The organism is Pseudomonas sp. 382 (assembly GCF_002759075.1).
GTDB classification, from domain to species: Bacteria; Pseudomonadota; Gammaproteobacteria; order Pseudomonadales; family Pseudomonadaceae; genus Aquipseudomonas; species Aquipseudomonas vlassakiae.
This window is the reverse complement of sequence record NZ_PEMX01000001.1, coordinates 115,146-131,299: the sequence shown is the minus strand read 5'-3', so window position 1 is coordinate 131,299 and position 16,154 is coordinate 115,146. Positions and strand designations below refer to the sequence as shown.

Below are 16,154 nucleotides of genomic sequence, written 5' to 3'. Positions count from 1 at the left end.
AAGGTTGCCCGGCATGCGTCGCCTGCTGCTCCTGCTGCTTCCCCTGCTGACCCTGACGGCCCGGGCCGAACCTGCGCAATTGCGCGTGCAGGGCTCCAACACCATTGGCGCAGCATTGCTGCCGGCATTGGTGCAAGCGCAGCTGCGCGCGCAGCAAGCGACGGACATCGAGCAACTGCCAGGGGCGGCGGCCAACGAAACCGTGATCAAGGCCCGCGATGCGCATGGCCAACCCTTGCGTATCGACATTGCCGCCCACGGTTCGAGCACTGGTTTTGCCGCCCTCGGCCAGGGCCAGGCAGACCTGGCGGCGGCCTCGCGCCCCATCAGCGATGCCGAGGTTAACCAGCTCAAGGCCCTGGGCGACCTGCGCTCGGCCAGCGCCGAACAGGTCATCGGCCTGGATGGCGTGGCCGTCATCGTCCACCCCGACAACCCCCTGCCGCAACTGACCACCCAGCAACTGGCGCAGATCTTCTCCGGGCAGATCCAGCGCTGGGAGCAACTGGGCGTGGCGGGTGGGGCCATTCACCTGTATGCCCGCGATGATCGCTCCGGGACCTATGAAACCTTCAAGGCACTGGTACTGGAACCGCACCATGGCGCGCTGGCCAGGCAGGCGCAGCGTTTCGAGTCCAGCGAAGCACTGGCCGAGCGGGTCAGCGCCGATCGTCACGCCATCGGTTTCAGCAGCCTGGCAGCGGTGCACGGGGCCAAGGTGCTGGCGGTGGCCGAGGGCGATGCACCGGCCATGCTGCCTGACCGCCCAATGGTCGCCAGCGAGGACTATCCGTTGTCGCGGCGGCTGTACTTCTACCTGCCAGCCAACGCCAAACCCCAGGCCCGCGCGCTGGCCGACTTCGCCCAGACCGCGGCCGGCCAGGCCATCGTCGCCGAACAGGGCTTCGTTTCGCAGCAGGTCAAGGCGCAACCGGTAGCGGCGCAGGCCGACATGCCGCCGCGCTACCGCAGCCTGGCCCAGCAGGCGCAACGCTTGAGCGTCAATTTCCGCTTCCAGGAAGGCAGCGCCAGCCTCGACAACAAGGCCCTGCGCGATGTGCAGCGGGTTGCCGAGTACTTGCGCCAGGCCGGCAAGCTGCAGAGCAAGGCAGTGCTGGTGGGCTTTGGCGACCCCAAGGAAACACCAGGGCGCGCGGCCCTGCTGTCGCGGCTGCGGGCCCAGGCGGTTCGCCGCGAGCTGGCAAGGGGTGGCGTGGAAGTACTGGAAGTGACCGGCATGGGCGACGAGTTGCCGGTCGCTGGCAATGACAGGGAACAAGGCCGCTTGCGTAACCGGCGGGTTGAAGTCTGGGTCTACTGACACGCAAAGAAATGTAACAGCTCACCATTCGGCATCACGGGCTAACGGGTCTAGGCTCAAGCTCATGTGATACCGGGCCCCTCTGACGGCTGCCAAGCCGTGATGTCGGATCACTGTTGCGATCTTCACCTGGCAACGTCGACATTCAAGGAGGGGCTCATGACAGCTCTGCAGACATTCCTCACCTCCCCGTTTCTTGGCACCAGCACCTGGTTGTGGCTGGTATTCATGGCCATCGTCATCGGTTTACTGGTACTCGACCTGGGTGTGCTGCACCGCCAGGATCGCGAGATCGAAATGCGCGAGAGCCTGCTGCTGTATTCGGGGTATTTCAGCGTCGGCGTGCTGTTCGGCCTGTGGGTCTGGCATGAGCTGGGCGCGCAGTCGGCGCTGGAGTTCTACACCGGCTTCCTGGTCGAGCAGTCGTTGTCGATGGACAACGTGTTCGTCATGGCGATGATCTTCGGCTTCTTCGCCATCCCCCGCCGCTACCAGCACCGGGTACTGTTCTGGGGCATTCTCGGCGTGGTGTTCCTGCGGGCGATCATGATCGGCGTGGGGGCGGCACTGGTGCAGAACTTCGCCTGGGTGCTCTACATTTTCGGCGCCTTCCTGCTGTTCACCGGGGTGAAGATGGCCCTGTCGAAGGAGGACAGCCACCCCGACCTGGCCAATAACCCGATCTTGAAATTCGTCCGCCGGCACATGCGCGTGACCGACCAGATCCACGGCTCGCACTTCTTCGTGCGCCTGACGCCGCCCGGTGAAAGCAAGGCCCTGCGTTATGCCACTCCGCTGTTCCTGGCGCTGGTGCTGATCGAGTTGGCCGACCTGGTGTTCGCCGTCGACAGCGTGCCGGCGATCTTCGCCATCACCCAGGACCCGTTCATCGTCTACACCTCGAACATCTTCGCCATCCTCGGCTTGCGCTCGCTGTACTTCGCCCTGTCAGCGCTGATGCACCGGTTCGTCTACCTCAAGTATGCGCTGGCACTGGTGCTGATATTCATTGGCTGCAAGATCTTCTACCACGGCATGGTCGGCAAGGTGCCGGCCTTGCTGTCGCTAGGGGTGACGTTCGGGTTGTTGCTGGGTGGGGTTATGGTTTCGTTGATCAAGACGCGGGGGGAGAAAGTGCAGGTGGACGGTACGACGTTGGTACAGGTATCGGATGGGAATGACAAAGCGGGGAAGAAGGAGGAAGACCCGCAATTGCGGGTCTGAAGGCGTTTCCTGCAAGTTCGATGAACTTATCTTTCTACTTGCGCCGCGCCGAAATCGACAAGCAGCAAGCGACGCGGTGCTTGGCAGTGGCAGGAGCAGGCTTGCATCACCTTCCGCCGCGCAACATCTCCACCGGCACATACTTGCCGATCTCGTACTTGCCAATCGCCGCCCGATGTACCTCATCCGGCCCGTCAGCCAGGCGCAGTGTCCGCTGCATGGCATACATGTAGGCCAGCGGGAAATCACCACTCACCCCGGCCCCGCCATGCATCTGGATCGCCCGGTCGATCACCTTCAACGCCACGTTAGGCGCCACCACCTTGATCTGCGCGATCTCGCTGCGTGCGACCTTGTTGCCGACGGTGTCCATCATGTACGCCGCCTTCAGCGTCAGCAGCCGCGCCATGTCGATCTCCATGCGCGAGTCGGCGATCTTGTCGACGTTGCCGCCCAGGCGCGCCAGGGGCCGGCCAAAGGCCGTGCGTTCGACCGAGCGCTTGCACATCAGCTCCAGCGCCCGCTCGGCCATGCCGATCGAGCGCATGCAATGGTGGATACGGCCTGGGCCAAGGCGGCCCTGGGCAATCTCGAAACCACGCCCCTCGCCGAGGACCACGTTTTCATACGGCACCCGCACGTTCTCGAACAGCACCTCGGCATGACCGTGGGGTGCATCGTCATAGCCAAATACCGGCAACGGGCGGACGATCTTCACCCCCGCTGCATCGGTCGGTACCAGCACCATCGAATGCTGCTGATGGCGCGGACCATCGGGGTTGGACAGGCCCATGAAGATCATCACCTTGCAGCGTGGGTCGCAGGCACCGGAGGTCCACCACTTGCGGCCGTTGATCACCCACTCGTCGCCATCACGCACTGCGGTAGCGGCCATGTTGGTCGCGTCCGAAGACGCCACGTCCGGTTCTGTCATGGCGAATGCCGAGCGGATTTCACCCCGCAGCAGCGGCTCCAGCCACTGGCGCTTCTGCGCCTCGCTGCCATACCGTACCAGCACTTCCATATTGCCGGTGTCCGGTGCCGAGCAGTTGAACGGCTCCGGGCCCAGCAGCGAACGGCCCATGATCTCGGCCAACGGTGCGTATTCCAGATTGCTCAGACCAGCGCCGTACTCCGACTCGGGCAGGAACAGGTTCCACAGCCCCTCGGCCCGGGCCTTGGCCTTGAGCTCTTCCATGATCGCGGTGGGTTGCCAGCGGTCGCCCTCGGCGACCTGGCGCTCGAACACCGGTTCGGCGGGATAGACATAAGCATCCATGAAGGCGCTGACGCGCTCTCGCAGTGCCTGGACCTTGGGCGAATAGGCGAAATCCATCGGGGTTACCTTCACGGTTCGAAGTACATGGGCAGAGCCTAGAGCAGCCAGCCTCGATCTACCTAGTCTATTTTCAGCGTGTATAAACATTCATAACCGATATATGATCGGCCAATAATTCCAACAAAGAGCGGCGCCATGAACCTCAGCAAGGTCGACCTCAATCTGTTCATCGTCTTCGACGCGATCTACACCGAAGCCAACCTGACCCGCGCCGGGCAGATCGTCGGCATCACCCAGCCGGCGGTGTCCAACGCCCTGTCCCGGCTGCGCGAAACCTTCAACGATCCGCTGTTCGTACGTACCGCCCAGGGCATGGTGCCCACGCCCATGGCCCAGAACATCATCGGCCCGGTGCGCAATGCCCTGGCGCTGCTGCGCACCTCGGTGCAGGAAAGCCGCATCTTCAACCCGCAGCAGGCCAACAAGACCTTCCGCATCAGCATGACCGACCTGACCGAGGCGGTGATCCTGCCGCCACTGTTCCAGCGTCTGCGCCGCCTGGCCCCGGCAGTGCTGATCGAAAGCTTCCTGTGCAAACGCCGGGAAACCACCAAGGAACTGGCCGCCGGGCGCCTGGACTTCGCCGTCGATGCCCCGCTGAACACCGACCCGCAGGTGCGCCACGTCAAGCTGATGCAGGACCGCTACGTCTGCGCGCTGCGCCAGGGCCACCCGTTGGCCGATACCAAGCTGACCCTCGACAACTATCTGGGCATGACCCATATCCATATCTCCAGCCGCCGCAACGGCCTGGGCTACGTCGACCTGGCACTGGGCAAGATGGGCGTGCAACGCAAGGTCGCGCTGCGCTCCCAGCATTACCTGATGGCTTCGCAGGTGTTGCAGCAGACCGACATGGCCATGACCGTGCCCGAGCGCTTCGCCCGCCGCCACCAGCTGCGTTTCCAGCCGCTGCCGGTGGAGGTGCCAGCGCTGGAGACTCACCTGTACTGGCATGAGAGCACCGACCAGGACCCGGCCAACCGCTGGATGCGCGAGCAAATCATCGAATTGTGCGAGCGCGTGGTGGCCGAAGAAGAACGGGCGCTGGAGCCTGCCTGAAGCGCTCATGGCACTGTGGGCTCGCCTGGGCCCACAGAGAGAAAAAGCATTTCCAACTGATTTATCAGTAGAGAAAAACATTCTCCATTAACCGGCTATCTGCAGCATAAAAAGCAAAATCATTTTTCCCCAAGCGCTTAGGCTTGATGCAACGATTGCCGACACCACGGCAACATTGCACGGACCCGCCCCATGCCTAGCGCCCCGCTCTATTTCGACTACGCCGCCACCACTCCGGTCGACGACCGGGTCATCGAAACCATGCTCACCTGCCTCGGTCGCCAGGTTAACTTCGGCAACCCCGCCTCCAGTGGCCACGCCTACGGCCAGGCCGCACGCGAAGTGGTCGAGCAGGCCCGTCGGCAAGTGGCCGAGCGGGTTGGCGCCCGCGCCGACGACATTGTCTGGACATCGGGCGCCACCGAGTCGAACAACCTGGCACTCAAGGGCATCGCCCAGGGCATGGCCCAGCCTGGCCACTTGATCACCAGCCAGCTGGAGCACAAGGCCGTGCTCGATACGGTCAAGGAACTGGAGCGCCAGGGCTGGGCCATCACCCGCCTGGCGCCGGACGCCGGCGGCCTGATCCAGCCCTACGCCGTGCAGGCTGCGCTGCGCGCGGACACCCGCCTGGTGTCGCTGATGGCCGTCAACAATGAACTGGGCACTGTCACCGATTTCGCTGCCATTGGCGAACGGGTTCGCGCCCATGGCGCCCTGCTGCATGTGGATGCGGCCCAGGCGGTCGGCAAGCTGGCCATTGACCTGCAGGCAATGGCGGTGGACCTGATGTCGTTTTCGGCGCACAAGGTCTATGGGCCAAAAGGTATCGGGGCTTTGTATGTCGGGCCTCGCGCCCGTGAATTGATGCGTGCGCAGATCCACGGTGGCGGGCATGAGCAAGGGCTGCGCTCGGGTACCTTGCCGACGCACCAGATCGTCGGCATGGGCAGTGCCTTCGCCCTGGCCGGTGAGCCGGGTGACAGCGAGCACCAGCGTATCGAACATTTGGCCAAGCGCCTGCGTGATGGGTTGCTGGCATTGCCGGGGGTCAGCCTCAATGGCTGCGCCCTGCAGCGGATCCCTCACACCCTGAACCTGTGCATCGAAGCCAACGGTTTCAACAGCATGGCCTTGGCCAGTGAACTGGCGCTGTCGACCACATCGGCTTGCAACTCGGCGAGCAATGCCGCTTCGCATGTGCTGTTGGCGCTGGGGCTCGATGAAGCGCGGGCACGCAAGAGCGTGCGCGTGAGTATCGGGCGGTTTACCAGCGAGGCCGAGGTGGACACGGCGATCGCGGTGTTCGGGCGGGCTTTGACGGCGGCTTCGGCCGCGCTTTGGTAGCTGCCGCTCAGTCCTTGTTCGCGTTGAGTGCCACGGCTGACCGGATCAGGTTGATGAACGCCTGTTCGTCGATTTCATCTCCTTCGAACACGTCGATGGCGCGGCGCGTGTTGCCGTCGAGGCTGGCATTGAACAGGCCTGCGGGGTCGGCCAGTCGCGCGCCTTTGGCGAAGGTCAGCTTGAGCTTGTCCTTGTAGCTTTCACCGGTGCAGAGGATGCCGGCGTGGGACCAGACCGGGACGCCACGCCATTTCACTTCCTCCAGCACGTCGGGGTCGGCCTGGTGGATCAGGGCTCGCAGACGTGCGAGGGCCGGGCCGCGCCAGTCGTCCAGGACGGCGATGCGGGCGTCGATCTGTTCGCTGGGGGTCAGGTCAGGCATGGCAAGATCCAGAAGCGGTCAGTGGGCTTCTCAGTATCGTTCATGCATGACGAATGTGTCGGCAGTGCTGGCCTCTTCGCGGGTAAACCCGCTCCCACAAGGTCTCCACCGGCTTCAAGGTCGGTGATATCCCTGAGGGAGCGGGTTTACCCGCGAAGAGGCCGCCACTGCCGATAACGCACTTACAGGAAGGTGAAGACTGTCGACGCCGGCAGGCGCGATTTGCTCAGCCCGGCATTGAAGTCCGCCTCGCTGCGATAGCCCAGGCTCAATACCACGACGCTGCTGTAGCCTTGCTCACGCAGCCCCAGCTCAGCATCCATCACCTTGCTATCGAACCCTTCGATCGGCGTCGCATCCAGCCCATGTGCCGCAGCACCCAGCAGCGCGGTGCCCAAGGCCAGGTAGGTCTGCTTCTCCATCCAGTGCTGCAGGTCTTTCTGATCGAAACGGTGCAGGTCCACATAGCCGCGACGGCTCTGGTTCTGCCCTGCCCGTGCCTGCTCGTCGCGGAAGCGGCCATCGGCCTGTTCCTGCTCAAGCACCGCATTCAGGTGCGCCTCGGTCATATCGGTGCGGGTGCAGAATACGACTACATGCGAAGCATCGAGGATTTTCGGCGAGTTGTAGGCAAAACGGCCGTCGGTGGCCTTGGCCAGGCGGGCCTTGCCTTCGGCGCTGTCGGCGACAACGAAATGCCAAGGCTGCGAGTTGACCGAGGACGGGCTGTGGCGCAGCTGTTCGAGCAGCGCATCGACCGTGGCCTGGGGAATCTTGCGGGCGGCATCGTAGGCCTTGGTGGTGTAACGGCGCTTGGCCAGGGAGACGGTATCCATGCTGCAACTCCAATCAACGAAACAGGATTTGTCGCGCATCTTATCTTTCCTGCAAACCGGAAAAAGCGGCAGAATGCAGCAACACTTTCACCTTTGGAGTGAAAATGCTCCGTTTCACCGACCTGGAGCTGTTCGTGCGCAGCAGCGCCTTGGGCAGTTTCACCGCTGCCGCCCATGAAGCCGACCTGCTGCCCGGGCAAGTGGCCGCCGCGATCAAGCGCCTGGAGCGCGACCTCGACGTGCGCCTGTTCGCCCGCACCACCCGCAGCCTGCGCCTGACCGCCGAGGGCGAACTCTACCTGCCCACCGCCCAGCGCGTGCTCGACACCCTGCGCCAGGGCCACGAACAGCTGCACGGCAGCCACAGCACCTTGCGCGGGGTGTTGCAGGTGTCCGCGCCTTCCGACATCGGCCGCAACCTGTTGCTGCCCTGGCTCAGTGCGTTTCGCCGCGAGCACCCGGCGTTGAGCCTGCGCTTCTTCCTTTCCGACCAGATGGCCGATTTCAGCCGTGACCCGGTGGACATCGCCATCCGCTATGGCCTCAACCAGGACGCCAACTATATCGCCCTGCCGCTGGCGCCCTGGAACCGTCGCGTGGTGGTGGCATCCCCCGCCTACCTGGCCCGCCATGGCCGCCCCCGCACAGCCGAAGAGCTGCAACAGCATGACTGCCTGCTGTACCTGCAGCACAACCGCGTATACGACAAATGGCAGCTGGGCAACCGCACCGTGCAGGTGCGCGGGCCGTTGGTCAGCGACGACGCCGACGTGGTGCGGCGCTGGGCGCTGGAAGGTGAAGGCATCGTCTACAAGTCGTGGCTGGACGTCAGTGCCAACATCGCCGCCGGCGAACTGGAAGTCCTGTTGCCGGAGCATCAGGGCGAAGCCACGCCGGTGACGCTAGTGTGCCCGCACCGCAAGCAGCTGTCGCCCGCGGTGACGCAACTGCACTTGTGGCTGCGCGAGCGTTTTGCCGCGCTGCAGCCTGCACAATTGTTCTAAACCGGCTAACGCATCTGGAGTAAGGTGAACTGCCCTCCCCGTCAGCAGCGCAGCGCCATGAGCAACTGGATCGACCTCAAGCAGGACGCCGACACCGGCATCGAGTCGGTTCGCGCTCATTTTGTCGGGCACGCCTACGACCCCCACTGGCATGACAGCTTTCTGGTCGGTTTCACCGAGCAGGGCGTGCAGCAGTTCAACTGCCGTCGGGTTCGCCACCAGAGCACTGCAGGCCAGGTCTTCCTGCTCGAACCCGGCGACCTTCACGACGGCCATGCCCCGACTGCCGAAGGCTTCACCTACTCGACCCTGTACCTTGAACCGAACTGGCTGGACACCGAGCTGCGGGCGCTGTTCGAACAGGCCCCCGGTGACAGCCTGCCGCGTTTCGCCGACACCTTGTGCCACGACCAGCGCCTGGCCCACGCTATCGCCCTGGCGTTCCAGGCGGTGCATGGCCAGGAGTTGCGCATCGTGCGCCAGACGGCCATGGACACCCTGCTGGCCACCTTGACCCGCCACCTGCACTGGCGCAAGCGCCTCAACCCCGACCCGCGCCTACCACTGACCGCACAGCGGGCGCGTGATTTCCTGCACGCCCATTTCGACCAGGACATCGGCCTGGAGCAGGTTGCCCAGGCCTGTGGGGTCGACCGTTTCCGCCTGACCCGCGCCTTCAAGGCGGCCTTCGGCCTGGCGCCCCATGCCTACCTGGTCCAGCTGCGGCTGGCCCGTGCCCGGCGCCTGCTTGCTCACGGCCAGACACCTGCCGAGGTGGCCATGACCCTTGGCTTTGCCGACCAGAGCCACCTGGGTCGCTGGTTCCGTCGTGCCTATCGGCTGACCCCGGCCGACTACCGACGCCGCTGCTCAAACCTTCCAGACTGACAAGCCGTCAATGGCGACCATGGGGCCCTGAGCATTCGGAGCCGTTCCCATGTCGCAATCGTTGTTACCTTTCATGCTTTTCGCCCTGGTCTCGAGCATCAGCCCGGGGCCGACCAACCTGCTGATCCTCGCCCACGGCGCCCGGCAAGGCCTGCGCTCAAGCCTGGCACCGATACTGGCGGCCTGTGGTGCGGCGGCAACAATCGTGTTGCTGGTCGGCCTGGGGCTGGGTGAGGCGCTGCTGCGCCATCCAACAGCCCAGCAGGCGATGAGCTGGGCCGGGGTGCTGTGGTTGAGCTGGCTGGCCTGGCGCATGTTGCGTAGTGCCGGCGAGCCGCTGGATACGGCAGGCGGCAAGCCGTTCGGCGCAGTCAGCGCAGCATCGTTGCAGGTGGTCAACCCAAAGGTGTGGATGATGGCAGTGGCCGTGATTGGCGTGTTTGCGGCACCGACGCTGCCGGTGTGGCAATTGGCCCTGGTGTTTCTGCTGATTGCCGTGCCGTGCATGGCGGTGTGGGCCCTGTTGGGGGTAGGTAGTGCGCGCTGGTTGCAGGCGCCTGGGCGGTTGCGGTGGTTCAACCGGGGCTTGGCAGGGTTGCTCCTTGTTTCCGCATGGGCGGCCGTGCTGAGCTGAGAGTTGATATGCCTGCGCTGGCCTCTTCGCGGGTAAACCCGCGAAGAGGCCGGTGCGGTTCTTCAATGACTCAGGGCCTCGCGGAATCGCCGGGTACTGGCCACTGCCAGCAGCAACCCGACCACCGCCACACTGCCGCCAACCATGCCGATATCGGCCACGCCCATCTGGCTGCTGACGATACTGCCCAGCAACGCCCCGCCACCGATGCCGATGTTGTAGATGCCGGAGAACAGCGCCATGGCCACGTCGGTGGCATCGGACGCCAGCTTCAGGGTCTTGGATTGCAGCGCCAGGCTGAAGCTGAGAATCGCCACGCCCCAGAACATGCTCAACGCCGCGAACACATAGAAATCGCCCGACAGCGGCAGCAGCAACAGCAGGCAAGCCGCCAGCACCCCGATCGAACCCACCAGGAACCCATGCGGGTAACGGTCGCTGTAGCGGCTGAACAACAGCGAACCGAACACGCCAGCGCCACCGAACAACAGCAGCAACAGCGTGGTGCGCTCACCACCGATCTGCGCCACGTGCAAGGCAAAGGGCTCTATGTAGCTATAGGCAGTGAACTGCGCGGTGATCACCAGCGTCACCAGCAGGTAGGTAATCACCAGCGCCGGGCGCTTGAACAAAATCGGCAGGCTGCGCAGTGAACCGGAGTTCTGGCTCGGCAGCAACGGCAGCGACTTCATCAGGCACAGCATGGTCACCAGCGCCACCGCGGCAATGCTGAGGAAGGTGATGCGCCAGCCCAGCGCTTCGCCCACCACGCGCCCCAACGGGATGCCCAGCACCATCGCCAGGGTCGTGCCCGTCGCCAGCAATCCCAGGGCCTTGGCCTGCTGGCCCGGCGGCGCCACGCGCACGGCCAGTGACGCGGTGATGGCCCAGAACACGGCGTGGGCCAGGGCGATACCGATGCGGCTGACCAGCAGCATGGCAAAGCTTTGCGACAACCACGACAGCAGGTGGCTGATGATGAACACCAGGAACACCAACAGCAGCAGGCGCCGGCGCTCGATGTTGCGGGTAAGCAGCATCATCGGCAGCGAAGCCAGCGCCACCACCCAGGCATAGATGGTCAGCATCAGGCCGACCTGCGCGGTGGTCATGTCGAAGCTGCGGCCGATGTCGCTGAGCAGCGCTACCGGGACGAACTCGGTGGTATTGAAGATGAAGGCCGCCAGGGCCAGGGCAATCACGCTCAGCCAGCTGCCAGCACCCGCGGTCGGCGGCAGGTTGGTGGGGATGGGTCCGTTCATGGGCTGGAATCTGTTCTCCGCAGGCAAGGCGAAAGGACGCGCGTCAGGGGCCAAGTATCGGCCGCGCTGAGGCACGGGTTTGTTATTGGAAGGATTGCCCGCATGGTACGCGTCACGCCGGGGCCTCACAACCATGGCAGCATTGGGGGATGCCTGTTGTGGAAAGTGTGACAAGGCGCTGATCGTGCAATCCTGCACCGCCCTCTTCGCGGGTAAACCCGCTCCCACAGGAATAGCACTCAGCCTGAGGCAAGCGCTGTACCTGTGGGAGCGGGTTTACCCGCGAAGAGGCCGGTGCAGGCTAACGGCAGGTTCAGCCCTGCAGGGTGGCCATGTCGATCACGAAGCGGTACTTCACATCACCCGCGATCATGCGCTCGTAGGCTTGGTTGATGTTGCGGATGTCGAGCATCTCGATGTCGCAACGGATGTCATGGGCGGCACAGAAGTCCAGCACTTCCTGGGTTTCGGCGATGCCGCCAATCAGCGAACCGGCCAGCACCCGACGCTTCATCACCAGGTTGGCGGCATGCACGGCCGGGTCGATCGGCTCGATCAGGCCCACCAGGATGTGCACGCCGTCGAACTTCAGGGTCTCCAGATACGGATTGAGGTCGTGCTGCACCGGGATGGTGTCGAGCAGGAAGTCGAAACGGCCCGCCGCCGCGCGCATCTGTTCGGCATCGGTAGACACGATCACATGGTCGGCACCCTGGCGGCGGGCTTCCTCGGCCTTGGCCCGGGAGCGGGTAAACAGGGTCACTTCGGCGCCCAGGGCCTTGGCCAGCTTGATGCCCATATGGCCCAGTCCGCCCATGCCGAGGATGCCGACCTTGTGGCCGGGGCCGACGCCATGGTGCTTGAGCGGCGAGTAGGTGGTGATGCCTGCGCAAAGGATCGGCGCCGCGCTGGGCAGGTCCATGCCAGCCGGGATGCGCACCACGAAGTGCTCGCTGACCACGATGCTGCTGGAATAACCACCCATGGTGTTGCTGCCATCGACCCGGTCCGGGGTGGCGTAGGTCATGGTCGGGCCTTCGAGGCAGTACTGCTCCAGGTCCTTGGCGCAGGCCTCGCAGTGGCGGCAGGAGTCGACCATGCAACCGACACCGACCAGGTCGCCGACCTTGTGCGAGGTGACCTGGTCACCCACTGCGGTGACCCGGCCAATGATCTCGTGGCCGGGCATCAGTGGGTACACGGCGATGCCCCATTCGTTGCGCGCCTGGTGGATGTCGGAATGGCAAACGCCACAGTAGAGGATCTCGATGGCGACGTCGTCCGGGCGCGGGGCGCGGCGCTCGAAGGACATGGGGGCCAAGGGGCTGGTCGGGGTTTGGGCGGCGTAACCGATGGCGGTGTACATGCGGGACCTCACAGGGAAGTGAAACGATTCAGGCTGCGCATTCTGCTCGCCCTCGCCCGGCCCGCCCACGGCTGATTCTCCGGCATCCATGCCTGATTCTCCGAACCTGCCAGCGACCATCTGGCGCTGGCCTGCCGATCTGCGATGATGCGACTGTCTGATTCTCTGCCCAGGTTCCTCATGCAACTGACCCGCCACGTCGATGCCAACGCCCCGCTGTGCTCGCTGATCCGCAGCCTGGCCACCCGCCCGGGTTTCGTACCCACGCACCTGCCCCAGGTACAGGTGCTGAGCTGGGACCACTATGTGGCCAGCAGCCCGCAGATCTACGAGCCGAGCCTGATGATCCTGGCCCAGGGCAGCAAGCTGGCGCGCCTCGGCCCGCGCACCCTGGAATACGGCGCCGGCCATTATCTGGTGCAAGCGCTGTCGGTACCGTTCATGTGCGAAACCTTTGCCACCACCGACGAGCCGCTGCTGGGCGTGGCGGTGGACATCGACCGCGCTGTGCTGGGTGAACTGGTGCAAAGCATGGCCCTGGCACCCGACCCTGCAGTGCAGGCGCAAACGCCACAGTCGATGACGTCGGCGGCGCTCGATGCACCGATGCGTGAGTCGGTGGAGCGTCTGCTGCAGTGCCTGCAAGACCCTGTGGACGCCAAGGTGCTGGGCCCGGCGCGGGTACGCGAGGTGCTGTACACCGCGCTACGCGGCCCCCAGGCCGGGGTGCTGCGCGCGCTGGTGGAACAGCAGGGGCACTTCGCCCGGATCGGCGCGGCGCTCACGCACCTGCGCGAACATTACACCGAGCAGCTGAGTGTCGAGGCACTGGCCGCCTGCGCCAATATGAGCGTATCGACCTTCCATGAGCACTTCAAACGCTGCACCGACATGGCGCCGATGCAGTACCTCAAGCGCCTGCGCCTGCTCAAGGCGCAGCAGATGCTGATCGGTGAGGGGCTCGGGGTGGCACAGACGGCGCATCGGGTGGGCTACCAGAGCACTTCGCAGTTCAGCCGCGAGTACAAGCGCCAGTTTGCCCGCAGCCCGGGGGATGAACTGCCCTACCAGAGCCTGCCGGTGTGACCTGCACATCGGTATCGCACGGCTCTTGTGAAAGCGGGTTCACCCGCGAACACCGGCAAGGCCGGTGCCATCCACCGCGTCGCCTGCTTCACGGGTAAACCCGCTCCCATGGAACAAATCGTAATTATCTGATTTACCGGGGACTCTGTGGGAGCGGCTTTAGCCGCGAACACCGGCAAGGCCGGTGCCATCCACCGCGTCGCCTGCTTCGCGGCTAAAGCCGCTCCCACAGGTATCGCAGCGCTCTTGCGGACATTGTTCCCACAGAGATCGCGTCAACCTCTGGAAACGAGCCGAGCTATTACGCCAGCGGCCACTGCGCCAGCGGCCAGTAACGGCCCTTGCGCGATTCGTACAGAGTGAAATGCCGGGCGCTGAGAGGGAACTCGGGCGCTACGGCCGCCTCTGGGGCCTGGCCACGAAAGTCCCGTGACAGCGTCAGGTGCGGACGGTACTCGCGGGCCTGTTCTTCGAAGCCCATCGGCAACAACGCCTGCTGCAAGCCATAGACCAACTGGCGCAAGGCGGCGGGGGTTTCCTGCGGCTCCAGCACCAGCACATTGGCGCGCTGCCAGGTATTCAGCTGGTCCAGCAGCAGGCGCAACGGCGCAACCGGCCGCGCCAGGTTGTCCACCGCCGCGCAGATGGCCGGCACCTGCGCCGCATCCACATCACCGAGAAACAGCAAGGTCAGGTGGAAGTTTTCGCTCGGTACCGGCTTGCCGCTGCGCAGGTTCAGGCCACGCCGCCACTGGCTGATCGCACGGCGTTGGGCGTCGCTGACCGGCAAGGCGAAAAACAACCTTTTGAATGGGGTGCCACTCGGGCGAATGTCCTGAATCATGTGAACTCCATCACGTGAAACGTTTTTTCACGCTTAAGGGCCTTACACCAATGTCGCCCCGCATTAACGTAACAATAAGTACAAACTGCCCCCATGATTGTTTATGCTGGCGAGCTTATGCCATGGCGCATGGCCATTTTTCGACAAGTAAACGTCCATGAAAATCGCACTCGTACTGATCTTCGTCCTCTCGATCGCCTATGTTCACCTGCGCGGTCGGGTACGCCACAAGCTGACCCGTCAGCTGGGCGACCACTCCAGCTTCCTGGCCCCGGTCAACAGCTTCCTGTACCTGTTCTCCAAGCACCCGGCCAAGCCTTATCTGCCGGTCGAGGCGTTCCCCGAACTGCAGCCACTGATGGACCACTGGCAGGAGATCCGTGCCGAAGGCCAGCAGCTGCTGCACGTGGGCGAGATCAAGAAGTCCGACAATTATGACGACGTCGGTTTCAATTCGTTCTTCAAGACCGGCTGGAAGCGCTTCTACCTGAAGTGGTACGGCGAAAGCCACCCCTCGGCGATGACCCTGTGCCCGCGCACCACCGAGCTGCTGCAAGGCATCGGCACGGTCAAGGCGGCGATGTTCGCTACCCTGCCACCGGGTGCCAAGCTGGTCCGTCACCGTGACCCGTATGCCGGCTCGTACCGCTTCCACCTCGGCCTGGACACGCCGAACGATGACGGTTGCTACATCGATGTGGACGGCGAGAAATACTCCTGGCGCGACGGCGAGGGCGTGGTCTTCGACGAGACCTACATCCACTACGCGGCCAACACCACCGAGCACAACCGCATCATCCTGTTCTGCGACATCGAACGCCCGCTGAAGTACCGCTGGGCCACCGCGTTCAACCGCTGGTTCAGCCGCAACGTCATGGCCGCCGCCGCAGCGCCCAACGACGCCGGCGACAAGACCGGCGGCATCAACCGCCTGTTCACCCGCATCTACAAGATCCGCGAACGTGGCAAGGCGCTGAAGAAGCGCAACCGCATGCGCTACTACCTGGAGAAGTGGTTGGTGGTCGCCGCCCTGGTGCTGGTGTTCGTCTATATCTGACCGACACGTTGGCCATTGCAGAAGCGGCCTTTTCTGGCCGCTCAATGCTGGCCAGCACTAAAGTACAAGTCTCGCCTCCCGCGCTTCGACTAGCATGAAAGCTCCACTCGCAACCTTACCAAGGTGAAGACGATGAGCATGATGGACTGGGACGCCTACCGTAAGCAGTTGATGGCCGGCATCGGCGATCTCAAGCAATTGTCCCCCGACACCGTGGCCGGCTACATGACCGCCAGCGGCGCGGGTGCCAAGACCAACCACCTGGACGCCAAGACCCGCGAACTGATCTCCCTGGCCGTGGCCGTCACCACCCGCTGCGACGGCTGCATCGCCGTGCACTCACAGCAAGCCGTCAAGCACGGCGCCACCCGTGAGGAGATCGCCGAGGCGCTGGGTGTAGCCGTGGCGATGAATGCCGGGGCCGCACTGGTCTACTCGGCCCGCGCCCTGGATGCGGTGGGCAAGGCCAACGGCTGAAGCCCGACGGCGTCGCCGCCCTTGC

General features: G+C 64.2%; 16 protein-coding genes. 10 read left to right on the top strand and 6 right to left on the bottom strand.

Annotation, left to right across the window (positions count from 1 at the left end; all coding sequences use genetic code 11):
- Positions 1 to 13: 13 nt before the first annotated feature.
- Both CQW31_RS00660 and CQW31_RS00655 read left to right on the top strand, forming a co-directional pair.
- On the top strand, positions 14 to 1,321 hold the full coding sequence (locus tag CQW31_RS00660; RefSeq protein WP_099813450.1) for a substrate-binding domain-containing protein: 1,308 nt from the start codon (positions 14 to 16) through the stop codon (positions 1,319 to 1,321).
- Positions 1,322 to 1,480: 159 nt separating this feature from the next.
- Positions 1,481 to 2,545, top strand: a complete 1,065-nt coding sequence (locus tag CQW31_RS00655) for a TerC family protein (RefSeq protein WP_099813449.1) — start codon at positions 1,481 to 1,483, stop codon at positions 2,543 to 2,545.
- Between the two features lie 106 nt (positions 2,546 to 2,651).
- On the opposite strand, the gene CQW31_RS00650 is transcribed toward CQW31_RS00655, so the two are convergent.
- Complete coding sequence (locus tag CQW31_RS00650; RefSeq protein WP_099813448.1) at positions 2,652 to 3,881, bottom strand: acyl-CoA dehydrogenase; 1,230 nt, start codon at positions 3,879 to 3,881, stop codon at positions 2,652 to 2,654.
- A gap of 138 nt (positions 3,882 to 4,019) precedes the next feature.
- Between CQW31_RS00650 and CQW31_RS00645 the strand changes: the two genes are divergently transcribed.
- Both CQW31_RS00645 and CQW31_RS00640 read left to right on the top strand, forming a co-directional pair.
- Positions 4,020 to 4,946: a LysR family transcriptional regulator gene (locus tag CQW31_RS00645; RefSeq protein ID WP_054886365.1), complete on the top strand. Its 927-nt coding sequence runs from the start codon at positions 4,020 to 4,022 to the stop codon at positions 4,944 to 4,946.
- Between the two features lie 192 nt (positions 4,947 to 5,138).
- Entirely contained in the window at positions 5,139 to 6,293 is a 1,155-nt protein-coding gene (locus CQW31_RS00640; RefSeq protein WP_054886366.1) for a cysteine desulfurase family protein, read from the top strand.
- Between the two features lie 7 nt (positions 6,294 to 6,300).
- Here CQW31_RS00640 and CQW31_RS00635 read toward each other — a convergent pair whose 3' ends face one another.
- Positions 6,301 to 6,675 (bottom strand): DUF1801 domain-containing protein, encoded by a 375-nt coding sequence (locus CQW31_RS00635; protein WP_099813447.1) that lies wholly within the window; start codon positions 6,673 to 6,675, stop codon positions 6,301 to 6,303.
- Between the two features lie 182 nt (positions 6,676 to 6,857).
- Positions 6,858 to 7,511 (bottom strand): oxygen-insensitive NAD(P)H-dependent nitroreductase NfsB, encoded by a 654-nt coding sequence (locus CQW31_RS00630; RefSeq protein ID WP_054886393.1) that lies wholly within the window; start codon positions 7,509 to 7,511, stop codon positions 6,858 to 6,860.
- A 104-nt stretch (positions 7,512 to 7,615) separates the two neighbouring features.
- On the opposite strand from CQW31_RS00630, the gene CQW31_RS00625 reads away from it, so the two are divergent.
- Genes CQW31_RS00625 through CQW31_RS00615 form a run of 3 tightly spaced genes read left to right on the top strand, consistent with a single transcriptional unit; the run spans position 7,616 to position 10,037 of the window.
- Positions 7,616 to 8,515: a LysR family transcriptional regulator gene (locus CQW31_RS00625; protein ID WP_054886368.1), complete on the top strand. Its 900-nt coding sequence runs from the start codon at positions 7,616 to 7,618 to the stop codon at positions 8,513 to 8,515.
- A gap of 57 nt (positions 8,516 to 8,572) precedes the next feature.
- A complete protein-coding gene (locus CQW31_RS00620; protein WP_099813446.1) occupies positions 8,573 to 9,403 on the top strand; it encodes an AraC family transcriptional regulator in 831 nt (276 codons plus the stop codon).
- Positions 9,404 to 9,452: 49 nt separating this feature from the next.
- The gene (locus CQW31_RS00615) at positions 9,453 to 10,037 is read left to right on the top strand and encodes a LysE family translocator (RefSeq protein ID WP_099813445.1); all 585 of its coding nucleotides are present in this window, start codon (positions 9,453 to 9,455) and stop codon (positions 10,035 to 10,037) included.
- A gap of 62 nt (positions 10,038 to 10,099) precedes the next feature.
- Here the strand turns inward: CQW31_RS00615 and CQW31_RS00610 are convergent, their stop codons facing one another.
- Positions 10,100 to 11,299 (bottom strand): sugar transporter, encoded by a 1,200-nt coding sequence (locus tag CQW31_RS00610; protein ID WP_099813444.1) that lies wholly within the window; start codon positions 11,297 to 11,299, stop codon positions 10,100 to 10,102.
- A gap of 313 nt (positions 11,300 to 11,612) precedes the next feature.
- Positions 11,613 to 12,665, bottom strand: a complete 1,053-nt coding sequence (gene calA / locus CQW31_RS00605) for a vanillin reductase (RefSeq protein WP_099813698.1) — start codon at positions 12,663 to 12,665, stop codon at positions 11,613 to 11,615.
- Between the two features lie 180 nt (positions 12,666 to 12,845).
- Here calA and CQW31_RS00600 point away from each other — a divergent pair, with 180 nt between their 5' ends.
- Positions 12,846 to 13,751, top strand: a complete 906-nt coding sequence (locus tag CQW31_RS00600) for an AraC family transcriptional regulator (RefSeq protein WP_099813443.1) — start codon at positions 12,846 to 12,848, stop codon at positions 13,749 to 13,751.
- 301 nt (positions 13,752 to 14,052) lie between these two features.
- Here CQW31_RS00600 and thpR read toward each other — a convergent pair whose 3' ends face one another.
- Entirely contained in the window at positions 14,053 to 14,595 is a 543-nt protein-coding gene (thpR, locus tag CQW31_RS00590; RefSeq protein ID WP_099813442.1) for an RNA 2',3'-cyclic phosphodiesterase, read from the bottom strand.
- Positions 14,596 to 14,752: 157 nt separating this feature from the next.
- Here thpR and lpxO point away from each other — a divergent pair, with 157 nt between their 5' ends.
- Both lpxO and CQW31_RS00580 read left to right on the top strand, forming a co-directional pair.
- Positions 14,753 to 15,652, top strand: coding sequence for a lipid A hydroxylase LpxO (gene lpxO / locus CQW31_RS00585; protein ID WP_099813441.1), 900 nt, complete (start codon positions 14,753 to 14,755; stop codon positions 15,650 to 15,652).
- Positions 15,653 to 15,784: 132 nt separating this feature from the next.
- The gene (locus tag CQW31_RS00580) at positions 15,785 to 16,129 is read left to right on the top strand and encodes a carboxymuconolactone decarboxylase family protein (protein WP_054886376.1); all 345 of its coding nucleotides are present in this window, start codon (positions 15,785 to 15,787) and stop codon (positions 16,127 to 16,129) included.
- Positions 16,130 to 16,154 lie beyond the last annotated feature (25 nt).